This window comes from Afifella sp. H1R (genome assembly GCF_021462425.1).
Classification (GTDB): domain Bacteria; phylum Pseudomonadota; class Alphaproteobacteria; order Rhizobiales; family Afifellaceae; genus Afifella; species Afifella aestuarii.
In genome coordinates, this window is sequence record NZ_JAKEDY010000001.1 from 1,931,550 (window position 1) to 1,948,436 (window position 16,887).

The window sequence follows — 16,887 nt, forward strand, 5'->3', positions numbered from 1 at the left end:
AGCCCCCCTGTTAAAGCTCGTGGTTCTGCAACCAGAGCTCCAGGAGCCCCACCTGCCATAGCTCCGACCCACGCAACGGCGTGATATGGGCACTCGGATCATCGAAGAGCGCGTTGAGATAATCGCTGCGGAAAAGACCGCGCTCACGCGCGGCCTGGCTCGTCAGCGTGTCGCGCACCATGTCGAGCGTATCGCCGGCGATATATTTGAGCGCCGGAACCGGGAAATAACCCTTTTCGCGATCGACCACCTCTTTCGGCACCACCTCACGCGCCACGGCCTTGAGGATGCCTTTGCCGCCATCGGCCAGCTTGTGCTCCGGCGGAATGCGCGCAGCGAGTTCCGCAAGCTCGTGGTCGAGGAAGGGAACGCGAGCCTCCAGCCCCCAGGCCATCGTCATGTTGTCGACCCGCTTCACCGGATCGTCGACGAGCATGATGGTGGAATCGAGCCGAAGCGCCTTGTCGACGGGATCTTCCGCCCCGGCCTTGTTGAAATGCGCCTCCACAAAGGCACGTGCCTCGTCCTTGGCTGCCATCCAATCGGGCGACAGATGCTGGCCCAGCTTGTCGTGGTCGCGGTCGAAGAAGACCTTAGCGTAATCGGCGGCCGGATTGTTCGAATGCGCGAGCGGCGGGTACCAGTGATAGCCGCCAAAGATCTCGTCGGCGCCCTGTCCGGATTGCACGACCTTGATGTGCTTCGCGACCTCCCGCGACAGGAGGTAGAAGCCGATGTTGTCGTAGGAGACCATCGGTTCCGACATCGCCGAAATCGCGCCCGGCAGCTCTTTCAACAGGTCGGAGGACGGCACGAAGAGCTTGTGATGATCGGTGTTGAAATGCTTGGCGATGATGTCGGAGTAGACAAATTCGTCGCCCTTCTCGCCGTGCGCCTCCTCAAAGCCGATCGAAAAAGTCATCAGATCCTTCTGCCCGGCCTCGGCGAGAAGCCCGACGATCAGCGAGGAATCGACGCCGCCCGAAAGCAGCACGCCGACAGGCACGTCGGCGACCATGCGGCGGTCGACGGCCGTCCGCAGCGCATCGAGCACCATCTCCTGCCATTCTCCGAACGAGCGCGTCACCTCTTCGCTGGAGCGTTCGTAGCGCGGATCCCAATAGACCTTCTCGCGGCTCGTCCCGTCAGCCTCGATCACGCGGATCGTGGCAGGCGCGAGTTTCCGCACGCCCTTGAGGATGGTGTAGGGCGCGGGCACGACCGCATGGAACGACATGTAGAATTGCAGCGCCACGGGATCGATCGTTGTATCGACACCACCCGCCTTGACGAGCGCCGGCAGCGACGAGGCGAAACGCAGCGTGCCGTTCGTCTGCGAAAGATAGAGCGGCTTGATGCCGAAACGGTCGCGCGCCAGCACCACCCGGCCGCTTTCGCGCTCGTGAATGGCGAAGGCGAACATGCCGTGGAAGCGGTTGACGCAGTCCTCGCCCCAGGCATGCCAGGCCTTGAGGATCACTTCCGTGTCGCCAGAGGAGAAAAACCGATAGCCCTTCGCCTGCAGCTCGGTGCGCAGCTCCTGATAATTGTAGATGCAGCCGTTGAAGACGATCGACAGACCTAGATCGGAATCGACGAGCGGCTGTTCGGAGCGCGCCGACAGATCGATGATCTGGAGCCGGCGATGCCCGAGGCCGACACGGCCCCGGATGACAGCCCCGGAGGAATCGGGGCCGCGGGCGGAGAGGACGTCGAGCATACGCCCGATCGCTGAGGGATCGGCCTGCGAGCCGGTGAAGCTCACTTCGCCGCAAATGCCGCACATGAAATTATCTCTGCTGGTTGAGGAATGAGAATGAAGCGTTGCCTCTGGTTTTAGAGAACCTGGCGCAAAGGTCAAAAACCCAGCGACGAAGCCTCGCCCGACCGTCTTCCTTCAGGCGTCGATCCGCTTGTCCGATCGTCCGCCCAGAATGCTTTCCGATCACGTCCCAGAAGCGTTCGAAATTCACTTGGAGGCAGCCGGAAATTCTTTTGCGTTCCACAGAGATACGTCCGGCTCTCAGATCCTCCCTCGCCGACGCGGGCGCTGCCGGCACGGGGACGGCGCGAGAGAGCGAGAGACGCCGGCCAATCCGCGACGTCGTTGCACATCCCGGTGGATCTTCGACGGGCAGGCGCCCGCAAAATCGCAAAACACAGCGCTTCTCTCATGATTTTCAAGCGAACGTTATCCCGTCCTCGCCCTGCAACGGGAACTGCGCCCCCCTCTGCCGATTGGTTCGCAAAGGCGGGTCCGAGTCCGCCGGAGCAGCTTTCGGAGGATCATCATGACCAGAGGTATGTTCTTGCGAACAGGCGGAGTTCTCGCAGCGACGCTCCTCGCCAGCACCAGCCTTGCCCAGGAAGCGATCTCGACGGAGGGACCGAACATCGCTGTAGAGACCGTTGCGGAGGGCCTGTCCCATCCCTGGGGCCTCGCTTTCCTGCCCGATGGTTCGATGCTGGTGACGGAGCGCTCCGGAAACCTGCGCCATGTCACGCCCACCGGAGACGTATCGGAGCCGATTTCTGGCCTGCCTGAGGTCGACAATCGCAGCCAGGGAGGGCTTCTCGACATCGCCCTCGATCCCGACTTTGAAGAAAACCGCCTCGTCTATTGGAGCTATGCCGAACCCGGTGACGGCGGCACGACCTCGACGGCCGTCGCCCGCGGCAAACTCTCCGACGACGGAACGGAGATGCAGGATGTGCAGGTGATCTTCTCGCAAGAGCCCAAGGTCGCAAGCACCGCACATTATGGCTCGCGCCTCGTCTTCGACCGCGAGGGCCACCTCTTCGTGACACTCGGAGAGCGCTTCTCGGAGGCTCTCCGCGGGCAGGCGCAGGAGCTCGATTCCGATCTCGGCAAGATCGTGCGCCTCAACCCGGACGGCTCGATTCCGGACGACAACCCTTATGTCGGCCGCGAGGATGCACGCCCGGAGATCTGGTCGTACGGGCATCGCAACGTCCAGGCGGCCGCGCTCAATCCAGAGACGGGCGAGCTGTGGGAGATCGAGCACGGCCCGAAGGGCGGCGACGAGCTCAACATTGCCCGCCCCGGCGAGAATTACGGCTGGCCCGTCATCTCCTATGGCGTCAATTACAACGGCACACCCGTCGGCTCCGGCAAGGCGCAGGCGGAAGGCATGGTCGATCCGCTTTATCAATGGACACCGGTGATCGCCCCCTCCGGCATGATCTTTTACGAGGGGGACATGTTTCCCGAATGGCAAGGGGACATTTTCGTCGGGGGCCTCGCCTCACAAGCCCTCGTTCGCCTCGAGCTGGACGGCGAGAAAGTGACCCACGAGGAACGTCTCCTGCACGAACGTGCCCAACGCATCCGGGATGTCGTCGAAGGTCCGGATGGCGCGATCTACCTCCTGACCGACGAAGCGAACGGAGCCATTTGGCGGGTACACGCAGCCAAGGCCAGTTGAAGAGAGTGAGAAGAAACGCGACGGCGGGCTAAAAGGACTGGCCGCTCAATCGCGGCTCAAGGGAACGGCGCGTGGGGAATGGCGCCTGGGGGGATGGCGCCTCAAGGAAGAAGCGCAGCGAGTGCACAAACGAGCTGGCGCCCGATGATCGGCTTGTTCAGCACCGGCGCGTCCGGAAAGCGCGGCGCCACATCTTCGAGCTTGCCGTGCCCCGTGCAAAACAGGAAGGGCACGCCAGTCTCGGCAAGCCGTTCGGCAGCCGGATACACCTCTTCACCGCGCAGATTGATATCGAGAACCGCCGCAGAGTGGGGAGGATCGTTGCTGTTGGCGATGGCGAGCGCCTCCGCAAGCGTCGACGCGAAGGTAACCTCGGCCCCGGCCTTCTCGAGCTCGTAGGCAAGGTCCATCGCAACCAGAGCTTCGTCTTCTACCAGTAGGATCTGACAATCGCGGAGAGGCGCCGCTTTCTCTCCTGCACAAATGGCGGGCATACGAGCTATTTCTCCTGCAAAAACGTCTTCTGCTGGCAAACGGCAATACGCAGCCTGGATTTAACGCAACGGAACGAAAGTGGTTCCGACGAGAAGACATTTTTTTGGAAAACCGTTCTTCGTTGCACCCGCCAGAACGGGGTCGGTCACGCCTGAGCGCTCTCCTCGACGGCTGAGCCAGGGTAATCGGACACGACGATCGGCGCAATGGGGACTTCAAGTTCGAACACGAGGCCTTCCGGTTCGAAGCGGATCTCCGTACGGGCGCGAAGCTGCACCCGCAAGACATCGCTCAACAACCGTGAGCCGAAGCCGCGCCGCGTCGGAGAGACGGCGGGAGGCCCCCCGCTTTCGCGCCATTCCAGGAACAAAGTCCCGGGCGTGTCTCCGCTTTTGTCCTCCTCGACCCGCCAGACGACCGACAGCCGGCCCTCGGCCTTTGAAAGCCCACCATATTTGATCGCGTTGGTGGCAAGCTCGTGGATGGCCATGCCGATGGGAACGGCTTGTGCCGCCGCAAGCTCCAAATTCGGCCCGTCGAGGTGAACGCGCTCCGGATAGGGCTCGAGCTGCCCGCGGATGAGATCCCCGAGAGGCACTTTCTGCCAGGCCCATTCTGTCAAAAGGGTATGTGTGGAGGCGAGAGACGACAACCGCCCCGCGAAGGCATCGTTGAAGGCGCTCATATCCTCGGCCGAACGTGCCGTCATACCGGCGATCGCCTGGACGACCGCCAGGGTGTTCTTCACCCGGTGATGGAGCTCGCGGATCAGGAGCTCCTGCTTGACCTGGGTCTCCTTGCGGGCCACGATTTCCTTCTGGGCGGCCTCGAAGAGGTTGGCGTTGTCGATCGCAATCGCAGCCTGGGCGGCGAGCCCCACCGACAACCGTTCCGCCCGCGCCCCGAACGCATGCGGGTTCGAATGGGCCAAAAACAGCTCGCCATGCACTTCGCCCGAGCGGGAGATGATCGGCACGGCAAGAAAGCTGCCGACACCGGATGCCTCACGCTCCTGCGTCCACTCACCGGTTTCGTCGACCCGCAGGATATTGTGACCGGAACGCAGAAGCTCGCCCCGATGTTCGGAGACGAAACGCAGAAAACCGGGGCGAAAATCCTCGTTGCGGACGACGATACGGTCGCTTTCGCTTCTCTCCGCCCGCTTCTGATCGGCCGGCAGAAAGGCGCCGGCGCGCGCCCCGCTCATCACCACGCTCGCCTGCACGATGGTGCGGATTGCGCGCCCGGGGTCGAGTTCGGCAGAAAGGATGCGGCTTGCTCCGTTGAGCGCTTCCAGGGCCTGCGTTTCTTCCCGCAGCGCCACCGTTTGCCGCGCCACCTCGTCTTTCAGGAAGGCGCGGCTTTCATCCTCGCGCCGGGCCTGATGGCGAGCGAAGGCGGTCAGGGCGATCAGCGATAAAATCGCTGCAAGCGCGAAGAACGCATTCGGCTGGGCCTGCTCCAACCACAAGGAGAAGAGCGCCTGCCGCGGCACGCTGACACGGACGTACAATGGCAGATTGCCGACCTGATGATAGGAGCCGAACCGGACGTCCTTTTCCTGCGCGAGGTTGGTGTAGCTCCCCTCCTCCGGGTTTTCCGCAATCATCTCCTCGAGCGCCGCATTGAAGGGGACCGGCGCAGCCTCGGCCGGGGCTTGCGGGAAACGCGCCAGAACCGCCTGATCGCTCTTTCGGAAGAGCGCGATCCGGGCATCGGGCGGCAGCGGGATGCGTTTCCAGAAGGTGTTGAAATAGTCGAGCGCGAGGCTCGCCGAGACGATGCCTTTGAACTCATTCCCGCCGAGCCGGCGACTGACGAGAAAGGTCGGCCTGTCCGTCACCCGTCCGATGATCGGCTGGCCGACGAAGAGACCGGCGTCCTGCGCCTGGTGGGCCTGAAACACATCACGGTCGGAGAGATTGGCCTGCGGCGCGGGGAAACCAAAGGTGGTGAGCCGCAGCTCGCCGGTGCTGTCATTGACCCACAATTCATCGACATAAGGCAGATCGGCACGCAGCTCAGTCAGCTCGTCGAAAAGAGGTCGCGAGGCTTCGATCTCGTCCCAATCGCGCTCGCCGAGAGCGTCGGCCGCCTTCCTCAGCGCGAGATCGGAAACCTCAAAAAGCCTCGCCCCGTGGTCGGCCAGAAAGAACGCGGAGCTCGCGGTGGAGCTCCGCATGTTCTCCGTCAAGTCGCGCCACTGCAGGTAGGAGATCGAAGCGACGGCAGCGAGCACGATGAAGGCCCCGAGCATACCGACGAGCGCTGCCGAGCGGGCGAGCGAGGGGCTCGGCGGAGACGGCGGCGGTTCCTCGGAAGCCGGAGTTTCGTAAAGAAGCCTGGAAAGCGGCACGCTGGCGTCACCTATCGAACGGGCGGGACATGAAGGAGGAGATCCGCCGAGAATTGTACGATTGAGTGGCGAACATCAAACCGTGCTAGAAGAATCGACTATCGAATAGATCTAGGGTGTTTGTTCGCGTCTTTGAAGCATGCACGGCTCCGCGGACAAGGGCAGCATGACCAAGTTCATGTGAACGGCAAGCCTCACGGGCGTTCCCTTGTCTCAACAGCCTGGCAGCCAGAAGGGAATAGGGATCGTGCACGGGGACGAAAGCTGTCTGGTCCGCAAGATATCGCATTACGTCGCTCTCAGTGACGCCGAGAAACAGCTGCTCAGTGAATTGGAACGCGAAAGCCGCACGGTCCGGCGTCACGAGACACTGGTGGACGAAGGCGAGGCGAACCGTCTTTTCGTTCTGGACTCTGGCTGGGTCTACACCTTCATTCATACCCCCGACGGCCGCCGTCAGATCCTCGACCTGCATTTTCCGGGCGACGTCGTCGGCACCAACCAGATCGCCTTCGCCGAGAGCACCTATGGCATCGAGGCGGCCACCGATGCCATCATCTGTCCGTTCCCGAAATCGGGGCTCCGCGGCGTCTTTTCGAATTCTCCGAAGCTCACGGCACTCTTCTACACGTTCGCCATGATCGACCATGCCGCGGTTCTCGACCGCCTGCGAGCCACCGGTCGCATGCCTGCGGCCTCGCGGGTGCTTCTGGTTCTTCTGCAATGCCGGGCGCGGCTGCGGATCATGGATCCCGCATATTCCGACGAATTCGAGCTGCCGCTACAGCAGGAGGTCATCGGTGACCTCGTGGGCCTCAGCAATATTTCGGTCAGCAATGCGTTGAAACAGCTCAAGGAGGAAGGCCTCATCGCCCGTCAGGGTCGCTGGATCTCGTTCCCGAGCGAAGAGCGCGCAATGAAGCTGATCGATTTCGCGGACCATTATTACGAGATCGATACGAGCTGGTTTCCCGGCTCGTAGGGCTCGATCGGGGCGGAGCGCGAATTAAAGCACTTTAATGCGCGCCGGCCGCCACCGCGACATCACCCCGGATGAAGCGGCACTCTATCACCTCAGGCGTGAATGCAAGCATCCGATCATGACGGTCGTCCTCGGGAGACGGCTTCCAATTCCACCGCCACCATGGCGCCTGACGACCTCCGCGCCGAAGCGGTTCTGGCGCTGGTCGAGGCCGCCAAACTCTGCCGTGCCCTTCTCGGCATCGAATTGGCCGAGATCGGCATCCACCCCGGCCAGGACAAGCTGTTGCGCGCCCTTTATGGAAACGGCGAACACTCGCCCTCCTCGCTTTCCAAGGAGTTGCGCGTGCGCCCCCCTACCGTCAGCAAAATGCTTGAGCGGCTTGAGGCAGGCGGGCTGATCGAGCGCGACAGCCACCGTTCCGACCACCGCAGAAGCGTCGTGCGCTTGAGCCGCGACGGCGAAGCGACGCTCGGCGCCATCGATGCCGTCTGGAAGAGGCTCGCAGAGATCGCCACACGCGACTTCTCGCCGGAAACTCTCAAAAACGCCGCCACCGTTCTGGGACAGATGGAAGAGAACCTCGCGGCGGCGCTGCATCGCCTGCGTTAAAGCACGCTGTTTTCACAACTTATCGGCACGGTATTTTGACGCACCCGTTGACGCTCTTCGGGCCGAAGGCATATTGCAGGCAGGAGCATGTCCGTCCCGAATCCGGACGTGCCAAACATCTAGGAGCGCAATTCCATGCGGCTCACGAAACAGACCAGTCAGGCACTGCGGATTCTGCTGCACTGTGCGCGTCTCGGACGCCAGACGAATGCCGGAGAGATCGCGCGCGCGACGCTCATCACGGAGCACAATGTCGCCAAGCTCGTCGCGCTCCTGGTGCAGGGCGGCTTCTTGAAGACCATGCGCGGCCGCACAGGCGGCGTGCGTCTCGCCTGCACGCCGGCTGAGATCCATCTCGGCGACGTCGTGCGCCTCACCGAGGCGACGAGTGTCGAGGCGGATTGCTTCGGTGAAACGATCGACTGCTCGATCCGCCCGCTGTCGCCGGTCAACCGGATCTTCAGCCAGGCGCTCGGAGCCTTTACGGAAGTCCTTGACCAGCACACGCTGGAAGACCTGATGGTGCGCAATCCGGGGCAGAGCGGCGACGCGGGTGACGAGATCGATCGTTTGACGATGGGGGTCGATATCCCCCGCATGATGTCGACCTAGACCGGTCATTTCTCTCGATGAACGACTGCGAGCGGGCGTTACGTGCGGCGCCCGCCTGAGGGCAATTCGGCCGCGAGCCGTTTCTCGACCGCGCCCCTCGGCTCGGTGAACCACGCCAGAAGATCGTAGAGCACGGGCGTCACGACGAGCGTCAGAAGCGACGCGAGCATCAGCCCTCCGACGATGACGACGCCGATCGCGCTGCGGCTTTCGGCTCCGGCGCCTGAGGCCAGCACCAGAGGCACAGCCCCCAGCACCGTTGAAATCACGGTCATGATGATCGGGCGAAAGCGCAGGATCGACGCTTCGATCACCGCCTCGCGCACCTCCATCCCCTCGTCGCGCAGCTGATTGGCGAACTCGACGATCAGAATCCCGTTTTTCGCCATCAGCCCGACCAGCAGAATGATGCCGATCTGGCTGTAGATATTGAGCGAAAGCCCAGCGAAATAGAGCGCGTAGATCGCCCCGGCGAAGGCGAGCGGCACCGAGAGCATGATCACGAGCGGGTGGACGAAGCTCTCGAACTGTGCCGCCAAAACCAGAAACACGATGAGGATCGCGAGACCGAAGGTGACGGCAACGCCGCTCGATGTCTCGAGATATTGCTGCGACTGGCCGGCAAACGCGATCTGGGCTTCGGGCGGCAGGCTTTCCGCGGCCGCCTCGCGGATGAAATCGATGGCGGAGCCGAGATCGTAGTTTTCCGCGAGCGCCGCCTCCAATGTGATGGATGGCAGGCGATTGTAGCGGCGCAGCTCCGGTGCGGCCGCGGCTTCCTTGACGCTCACGACCGATGACAAGGGGAAGAGGTTCTCCCCGTCACCGGCGCGCATGAAGATGTTGCCGATATCGGAAGGCACACGGCGGTCTTCCTCGCGCGCCTGCAGGATCACGGGATATTCGCGCCCGCGGTCGACCCAGTCGGAGATTTCGCGCGAGGCGAACATGGTCTGCAGCGTCTGCGCGACCGTCTGCACGCTGACACCGAGATCATCCAGGCGCTCGCGGTCGATGCGAATGTCGGCCTGCGGCTGATTTTCTTCGAAATCGAGTTCGGCATTGCGCAGCCCTTCGTTCTGCCGTGCTTTGTCCAGGAGCGTATTGGCCCATTCCTTCACGCTCTCGAAGTCGGGGCCACCCACGACCACGCGCAGCGGCGTGCTGCTGCCGCGCAGACCGAGGCCCGCGGGCGTCACCGGAAATCCGGTCGCCCCGATCACCTTGCCGACAGCTGGAATGATGTCGCGCTGCACCTCCGCCTGGCCGCGCTCGCGCTCCTCCCAGGGTGCCAGACGGACCAGCACGAACGCACGATACGGGCGGCCCCAGGACCCGACGATCGAATAGACCGAGCGCACGTCGGCACCTTGAAGGAGCGGCTCGAGCTCCCGCTCCAAAACGCGCACTTCGCCGTCGGTATAGGCGGTGGTGGACCCCTGCGGCGTGGTCAGTGGAACGAAGATGACGCCGCGATCCTCTTTGGGTGTCAGCTCTCGCGGCAGCTCCTGATAGAGAAAGACACCCCCTCCCGCGACGACGAGAGCGACGGAGATCACGACGAGCGGCATACCGAGCGCCCGCCGCAGCAGACCTTCATAGCCACGCCTGAACTTCGAAGGCCGCCCGCTGTCATCCTGGCCCGCCGGATGCCGATGTCGCTTCAGGAGCCGCGAGGCGAGCACGGGGCACAGCGTCAAAGCAACGAAGGTGGAGATTGCCACGGCACTCGCCATGACGAAGCCGAATTCGGTGAAGAGCCGCCCCGCCTGCCCCTGCAAAAAGGAGATGGGGATGAAGACCGCGATCAACGTGAGCGAGGTCGCGAGAACGGCAAACGTCACCTGCCTTGAGCCCAGAAACGCCGCCACCATCGGCGTCTCGCCCTCGTCGATACGCCGCTGGATATTCTCCAAAACCACGATCGCGTCGTCGACGACGAGCCCGATCGCGAGAATGAGGGCGAGCAGCGTCAAGACGTTGATGGAAAAGCCGAGTGCCGAAATGAGAATGAAGCAGCCGATCAACGACACCGGAATGGTGACGGCCGGCACCAGTGTCGCGCGCACCGACACGAGGAATGCCAGAATGACCAGCACGACGAGGACGAGAGAGATCGCGAGCGCGATCAGAACCTCGCGGATCGACGCCTGAATGAAGACGGCATCGTCGGACCCGACGGTGATCTCCATCCCCTCCGGCAGCGTCGGGCGGATGCGCTCCAGCTCGGCGGCGACGGCCCGCGAGATGGCGATCGTATTGGCCTGGGATTGACGCGAAATGCCGAGACCGACCGCCTCCACGCCGTTGAGGCGCACGAGCGTCGTGTCATCTTCCACGCCGAGCTCGACTTTCGCGATATCCTTCAGCCGAACCGGGAAACCGGCAATGCGGTCGACGACGATGTTCGAGAAGGCGTCCACGCCGGCGACGCGACTGTCGACCCGCACGGCGAGCTGGCGACGCGAGGATTCCAGATCTCCCGCCGGCAATTCGACGTTGTTGCGGCGAATCGCATCTTCCACGTCGGCAACGGTGAGATTGCGCGCCGCCATCGCTTCGCGGTTGAGCCAGATGCGGATCGCATAGCTGCGCTCGCCGAAAATCTCGACATTGGCGACCCCGTCAAGCGTCGCCAGCCTGTCCACGAGATAGCGCTGCAGATAGTCGGTGATCTGCGCCGAAGACATATGGGGGTCGGTCACCGCAAGGCGGATGACGGGGTCGGCATCGGCGTCGTTCTTGACCACCTGCGGCTCGTCGACATCGTCCGGCAGGTCGCCACGCACGCGCGCCACCGCGCTCCGGACGTCGTTCGCCGCCTCGTCGATGTTGCGGCCGATGACGAATTCGATGGTGGTGCGGCTGCGGCCGCGCCGGCTTTCGGAGCTGATCGACTTGACGCCGCTGATGCCGGCGACGGCCCCTTCGATCGTCTCCGTGATATCCGTATCCACGATTTCGGGCGCCGCCCCGGCGTAAGACGTGGTGACGGTGACGACGGCGGTATCGACGTCGGGCAGTTCCCGGATCGGAATGCTCAAAATCGCCGCCAGCCCGAAGACCACGATCAGGATCGAGGCGACTGCGGCGAGAACCGGCCGCTTGATGCTGATATCGGAGAGAATCATCCGATGCCGTCAGCGTCCGCTGCCGCCTTGCCGTTCTCCGCATCTTCGACGATGCGGATTTGTGACCCATCGCGCAGGCGTTGCACGCCGCGCACGATGACGGCTTCGCCGTCCTCAAGACCCTTGGAGATTTCGACCGCTCCCCTTTGCCGCTGGCCCAGTTCGACGCCGCGCCGCCGCGCCGTCTCGCCATCCGCCACGAACAGATAGGCGCCGTCCCCCTCCACCATCACCGCTTCTTCCGGCACCATCACCCCGGTGCGCCGATCGAGGACCACCGAGAGCGTCATGAACATGCCGGCCGGCAGAACGAAATCTTCATTGGGGATGGACGCCCGGACTTTGAAGGCGCGCGAAGCCGGGTCGATCCGGCTGTCGATCGCGATGATCTTCCCCGAAAAGGTCTTGTTGGGGAACGCCGCGCTGCGCGCAAAAATCGGCATCCCGGCCTCGATCTCGCCAAACGCAGTTTCCGGCAGGGCGAATTCCACTTCGACCGACGAGAGATCATCGAGCGTGGTGATCACCGTCTGGTCGTCTGCACGCGCACCAAGGTCGATCCGGCGCAATCCGGCAATGCCGGAAAAGGGGGCCCGCACGGTGCGGTCCGCAAACCGGCGCCGGGCCCGCTCCAGCTCGGCCTCCGCGGTGACCCGCGCCGCCGTCAGCGTTTCGACGGTGGCGGCAGTGACCGTGTTCGACTGGTGCAGAGAGCGAGCCCGCTCCAATGCGAGTTCGGCCTCACGCAGTTTCGCTTCCGCCTCCTTGACGTCCGCCGCCTCGATATCGTCGTCGAGCGTCAACAGCGGCGCGCTGGCCTCGATCTTCTGGCCGGCTTCGAAGAAAAGCTCGGTGATCCGTCCTGACGCGAGGGGAACGATCTCGACGGAACGGCGGGCACGCGTGGAGCCCACCGCATCGAAGCTGCGCTCGATCGTCTCGGCCTTGGCACGTGCCACCTCGACTGCGATCGCCGCAGGGCCGCGCGCGGCCCGCGCCTCCTCGCTGCCGCGGCTCCCATTGAACCACGTGTCGAAGGCGGCATAACCCGCCAGCGCGGCCGCTCCGATCAAAGCGACGAAAATGACCTGCTTCACAAGGGACAAAGAGGCGCTCCGCTGTCGCGAACTTTCGGCAGCCGACGCGGGGGCCGACCAGGCACATCAAGAGATGTCATGTTACCGCGCCGCACACAGGAAGAGCGACTTAAATTTCTGTCAGACAGGTGCTGCCGGGCGCACTGCGACACCAAGCTCGGAGAGCTTTGCGGCCAAGGCACGACCATCATAAGGCTTCGAGACGACCCCGATCATTTGGTCGTGACGGTGACCTTCTCCAGCTCAGAGGAGGAACGGCCGGAGGCAAGATGATCGGCAGGCGCCAGGCCAGCCCGATGAAACGGGTTGTGCGGGACGACTTTCCCCACTTGACGTCGTCGGTCGTTCGACAAATGTTTCAGATTGCTCGCAGGATTGCGAGACGTCCCTCATTGACTGACCGAGACCGCCAGAGCCGCATGACCAAGACTTGGAAGAATGCACCCTCGCCGTGCATTGACGTGTGCAAATTCAAGCGAAAGGGCCGCTGCATCGGCTGCAGCATGTCGCGAGAGGACAAGGCCTCGTTCAAGCGGCTCGACAGCAAGGAAGACAAGAAGGCCTTCCTGAAGGCCTTGGTGGAGAGACTGAGGGAACAGGGCGGCCTTCCCTTTTGGGCGACCGCCTACCGTCGGAAATGCGAAAAGCAGGGCGTTCCCTGCCCGCTCGACAAGCTCACAGTAGACGCATGAAGGAAGGGCGCAGCGTTCGATCGCCTCGTCCTAAACCTGCGCCCGCGTCGTCGAAATCAATCCTCGTCGACCTCTTTGTGCGGCTGCGTCGGAGCCGGCGGGTCGCTTGCGGGGAATGATTCCTCAAGCCCTTCGTCGAGCTCGCGATCAAGCTTTTCCGCCGCGAGCCTTTCCGCGGCGAGCCGGTCCACATCGCTTTCTGGCGTCGTCTTGCTCGGTTCGGGTCTTGGCCGGCCGGCAGGTCCATGAAGCCCCTGACTGCTCATGCGAACACTCCTTCGCGTACATCATGGGATAACAACGCATCAGGGGCCGGCGCGTTCGCACCAGCCCCTGACGAAAATCGACGCATGAGGAGCCGAAAAGGCTCCCTCTTCAGAACCGATCAGGCGTTTTCGCCGAGATGAGCCCGCAGCATCCATGCGAACTTGTCGTGCGCGGCCACCCGCTCGGTGGCGAGATCATTGGTTGCCCAATCGCCGTGCTTTTCCGACACGCTGCACAGAGCCGACAGCGTGGAAGACAGCGTCTCCTGGTCGGCCAGGAGCGCGGCGACCATCTCGCGATCGCTCGCATGGCCGTCATGCTCTTCCACGGCACTGCGTTCCAGATACTTCGAGTAGCGGCCTTCCGCATGCTCATCGAGCGCCTTGATCCGCTCGGCGAGAACGTCCATCGCCTCGAAGTGATCTTCGTACATTTTCTGGAACAGCTCATGCAGCGGGCCAAAAGCCATGCCTGTGACGTTCCAGTGGAAATTCTGCGCCTTCGTCATTTCCACAGCCGTCTCAGCGAGACTCTGCGTGAGACCCGCCACGATGTCCTGTTTCGCGCTCGGTTCAATTTTTGCTGCCACCAGACCCATTGTGCCCTCCATCGGTGCGATTCGGCATCTGCCTAAATTAGAATACCTCTAAACTATGCCAGACGCGTTCCGGCTTCAAGGGGTTTCCGCAACGAGAGCAAATGCCAGCCCGCGCGACAAGAAACGCAGCCAGCGGTGCCCTTCCGGTTTGACCCTCCAGGCGATTAACGCGCGAACGCTCATTTCGTCGCCTGAGCGCCATGCCCCCATTAGTCGCAGAAGCCAGGCCTCGTCGGTGGAAAAATTGCGCGTACCCGGCCGGTAGAAAACGAGCTGGCGCCGCGCCTTGGACGACATCGCCCGGAAAAAGGCGATCGCGAACCGTTCGAGCGACGCGTCCGGTTCGGCGGCCAGCACGAAACAGGCGCGTTCGAGATCGGTTTGAGAGGACAGAAGGCTTTTGAGGACGAACCAACGCAGACGGTCGAGCTCGATCTCTTCCGCTTCCGTCAGACCGCGCGCATCCGAGGCCCTCGGGCCGAAGGCTTCGCAGGCGGGAAAGGCGACGACATTCGCCCCCCGGTCGGCGGAAATCATCTCCGCGGCTTCGCTACCCTGCCCATGCCTCAGTGCCATGAAACCTCTCTGCGCAAGCGCCTGACAATAGGATCGCACTTTTGAACGGACATAAAGTAGACAATAAGACTCCGATTTCAAAGGCCTTCGGCGATGCAGCGCGCTTCCCCGCACCGCCGCATGAGCGTGAGCATGCGAGCGTCTGGAGGGACGATCACCTCACCGAAAGCATGACGGAGAGAGAGATCAGACGCCGCTGTGCGCCACTTGGGCGAAGCAGAACGCGCGCAAGCCTGATGGGGAAATGACAGACGGACCCGGCCGCGGCCCCCGCTCTGCGGGCGGTGGGGGCGCAGCCGGCGGTTCTCTTGCCGGACGGGCGAACGCGTGCTCCGCGCTCGTCCGGGTCAGAGCTTCATCATCTCGGCGATCTTGTCGGCTGGAATCCGCCCACGGCAGAACTGAACGCCCATCCGGTTGCCGCGCCGCCAGGCGAGTTCGCAAACGATCGCGATATTCACCTGAGGCACGGCGAGGATCATCTCGCTCTCCGGCGTGATGCCCTCCTCGACCTCGAGCTGCGCTCCGGCGGTGGACAGATCGCGGATGATGCAGCGCGAGATTCTGTTTTCCGCGCCCACCAGATGGGCGTCGATCGCCGTCTGCAGCCGCACGGCACCCCGACGACGAAAGTCGAGAAGATCCGTCACCTTGTCGGCAATGGCATTGGGCGTCTCCGCGGCACGGGTTTCCGTGTCACGTGGCGCACCATCCTCCCGCTGCAATTGGGTGTGCCGCCCAAAGCGGGATCCTTCCGGCCGAGCATCGGCTGGATTTTCTGCGATTGGCACATCGGACGCGCTGCCAGGCAGCGCCTTCGAGTGAAGCATCGTATCCCCTCCGGACCGGCCTGAGCACGGCCTGCCGGAGAACTATAGTCGGAGAAAATGAGAGGAACGTTACCGCACCGACCCCGGCTATCTCGGAGCTGGCAAGAGATCGGAAAGCATTTTTCTGGCCCGCCTGAGACCCCTGTGCCGTTGGCGGATGAGTTTTCAGATCTGGGCGATCTTGTCCCGCGGCCACACCGCTCCTGAAGCCCTGGCGCGGACGCACGAACAAAAAGACCGCCCGCCTCGAAAAGAGACGGGCGGCCGAAACATGTCTCCGCGGCTCGGCACATGCCGGCACGATCACGCGACGATTAGCGGCGGCCGAGAAGGACGCCGATGATGAGGGCGATGCCCGCCGCCTGCACGACCGGATTGGCAAGAGGCGAACCGCTTTGGCGAAGCGAGCGCTGCACCCGGTCATAGGTGTCGTGCGCGGTGGCGCTCATCTGGCTGAGAGGCTGTTCGACGGAACGTGCCTGCTCGCGGTGAGGCCTCAGAGCCAGAAGCAGGACGATAAGCCCGATGACGAAAAGCACGGCACCGATCACGCCCGCGGACACCAGCGATCCCCACAGGCTGGAGAGCCAGATATGGAGCGTCACGAGCCCGAAACCGAGCGCGTAAAGCAGAATGACGGCGCCGATCGCCATGAGAATGGCCTGCCGCGCCATGACGCGGATACGGCGCCGCAGATTTGCGGCGCCGTAGGCAAAGCTGATCGAAGAAAGCAGCCTGAGCATGAAGACTAGCGCCGGGAAATGGCGCCGACGAGAAAGCCCAGCCCCAACGCCACGAGAACGGCAGTGAAGGGATTGCGACTGATCGACTGGCTCAGATCATCGGACAGAGCCTCAGCTTCGGACATGGCTGCATCGGCGCGCCTGCGGCCTTCGCGGCGGTAATAATCGGCACGTTCGTTCAACATGTCTTTTCCTTCGCGGGCGCCGGTGCGCAAAAGGTCTGAGATCCGGGTGCTGAGTTCGGCGACATCCGCCTTCAGAATCTCGAACTCGGCGTTGAGGTCGTGGCGAACGTCTTCGGCCTTCCGCTTGGTCTCATCGGCCTTGCGTTCCGTTTCGCTCTTGCCGCCGGGCACATTCGTGTCTGCCATGGGATGCCTCCTTCTATCGATTGGCTGGGTCGCTCAGGTAACGTGGCGCTGCGAGCGGAGTTCCAAGCAAAGGCGGGGG

16 protein-coding genes are annotated in these 16,887 nt (G+C 63.1%); 5 read left to right on the top strand and 11 right to left on the bottom strand.

The features are described 5' to 3' along the window. Nucleotides 1–10 precede the first annotated feature (10 nt). Complete coding sequence (locus L0F51_RS09210) at nt 11–1,786, bottom strand: N-acetylglutaminylglutamine amidotransferase (protein ID WP_234628884.1); 1,776 nt, start codon at nt 1,784–1,786, stop codon at nt 11–13. Nucleotides 1,787–2,291: 505 nt separating this feature from the next. Here L0F51_RS09210 and L0F51_RS09215 point away from each other — a divergent pair. Beyond that, nucleotides 2,292–3,446, top strand: coding sequence for a PQQ-dependent sugar dehydrogenase (locus tag L0F51_RS09215; protein ID WP_234628885.1), 1,155 nt, complete (start codon nt 2,292–2,294; stop codon nt 3,444–3,446). A 101-nt stretch (nt 3,447–3,547) separates the two neighbouring features. On the opposite strand, the gene L0F51_RS09220 is transcribed toward L0F51_RS09215, so the two are convergent. Together L0F51_RS09220 and L0F51_RS09225 are read right to left on the bottom strand one after the other, a co-directional pair. Beyond that, a complete protein-coding gene (locus L0F51_RS09220; protein WP_234628886.1) occupies nt 3,548–3,940 on the bottom strand; it encodes a response regulator in 393 nt (130 codons plus the stop codon). A gap of 146 nt (nt 3,941–4,086) precedes the next feature. Next, on the bottom strand, nt 4,087–6,297 hold the full coding sequence (locus tag L0F51_RS09225) for an HWE histidine kinase domain-containing protein (protein WP_234628887.1): 2,211 nt from the start codon (nt 6,295–6,297) through the stop codon (nt 4,087–4,089). 247 nt (nt 6,298–6,544) lie between these two features. Here L0F51_RS09225 and L0F51_RS09230 point away from each other — a divergent pair, with 247 nt between their 5' ends. From L0F51_RS09230 to L0F51_RS09240, 3 genes are all read left to right on the top strand, one after another. Further along, a complete protein-coding gene (locus L0F51_RS09230) occupies nt 6,545–7,279 on the top strand; it encodes a Crp/Fnr family transcriptional regulator (protein ID WP_234628888.1) in 735 nt (244 codons plus the stop codon). Nucleotides 7,280–7,381: 102 nt separating this feature from the next. After that, nucleotides 7,382–7,891: a MarR family winged helix-turn-helix transcriptional regulator gene (locus L0F51_RS09235; RefSeq protein WP_234628889.1), complete on the top strand. Its 510-nt coding sequence runs from the start codon at nt 7,382–7,384 to the stop codon at nt 7,889–7,891. A 135-nt stretch (nt 7,892–8,026) separates the two neighbouring features. Beyond that, nucleotides 8,027–8,503 (top strand): Rrf2 family transcriptional regulator, encoded by a 477-nt coding sequence (locus L0F51_RS09240; RefSeq protein ID WP_234628890.1) that lies wholly within the window; start codon nt 8,027–8,029, stop codon nt 8,501–8,503. A gap of 38 nt (nt 8,504–8,541) precedes the next feature. Here the strand turns inward: L0F51_RS09240 and L0F51_RS09245 are convergent, their stop codons facing one another. Further along, on the bottom strand, nt 8,542–11,634 hold the full coding sequence (locus L0F51_RS09245; RefSeq protein ID WP_234628891.1) for an efflux RND transporter permease subunit: 3,093 nt from the start codon (nt 11,632–11,634) through the stop codon (nt 8,542–8,544). Continuing rightward, nucleotides 11,631–12,731 (bottom strand): efflux RND transporter periplasmic adaptor subunit, encoded by a 1,101-nt coding sequence (locus L0F51_RS09250; RefSeq protein WP_234629390.1) that lies wholly within the window; start codon nt 12,729–12,731, stop codon nt 11,631–11,633. The genes L0F51_RS09245 and L0F51_RS09250 overlap by 4 nt, the downstream gene beginning before the upstream one ends. A gap of 269 nt (nt 12,732–13,000) precedes the next feature. Between L0F51_RS09250 and L0F51_RS09255 the strand changes: the two genes are divergently transcribed. Further along, nucleotides 13,001–13,423: a DUF1289 domain-containing protein gene (locus L0F51_RS09255; RefSeq protein WP_234628892.1), complete on the top strand. Its 423-nt coding sequence runs from the start codon at nt 13,001–13,003 to the stop codon at nt 13,421–13,423. 56 nt (nt 13,424–13,479) lie between these two features. On the opposite strand, the gene L0F51_RS09260 is transcribed toward L0F51_RS09255, so the two are convergent. The 6 genes from L0F51_RS09260 to L0F51_RS09285 all read right to left on the bottom strand — a co-directional run bounded on the left by L0F51_RS09260 (nt 13,480) and on the right by L0F51_RS09285 (nt 16,808). Then, on the bottom strand, nt 13,480–13,689 hold the full coding sequence (locus L0F51_RS09260; protein ID WP_234628893.1) for a hypothetical protein: 210 nt from the start codon (nt 13,687–13,689) through the stop codon (nt 13,480–13,482). 119 nt (nt 13,690–13,808) lie between these two features. After that, nucleotides 13,809–14,288, bottom strand: coding sequence for a Dps family protein (locus L0F51_RS09265; protein ID WP_234628894.1), 480 nt, complete (start codon nt 14,286–14,288; stop codon nt 13,809–13,811). A gap of 75 nt (nt 14,289–14,363) precedes the next feature. Then, nucleotides 14,364–14,864: a hypothetical protein gene (locus L0F51_RS09270; RefSeq protein ID WP_234628895.1), complete on the bottom strand. Its 501-nt coding sequence runs from the start codon at nt 14,862–14,864 to the stop codon at nt 14,364–14,366. Nucleotides 14,865–15,211: 347 nt separating this feature from the next. Further along, nucleotides 15,212–15,694, bottom strand: coding sequence for a PilZ domain-containing protein (locus L0F51_RS09275; RefSeq protein WP_234628896.1), 483 nt, complete (start codon nt 15,692–15,694; stop codon nt 15,212–15,214). A 314-nt stretch (nt 15,695–16,008) separates the two neighbouring features. Then, entirely contained in the window at nt 16,009–16,437 is a 429-nt protein-coding gene (locus L0F51_RS09280; protein ID WP_234628897.1) for a phage holin family protein, read from the bottom strand. Between the two features lie 5 nt (nt 16,438–16,442). After that, nucleotides 16,443–16,808, bottom strand: coding sequence for a YqjD family protein (locus L0F51_RS09285; protein WP_234628898.1), 366 nt, complete (start codon nt 16,806–16,808; stop codon nt 16,443–16,445). Between the last annotated feature and the right edge of the window lie 79 nt (nt 16,809–16,887).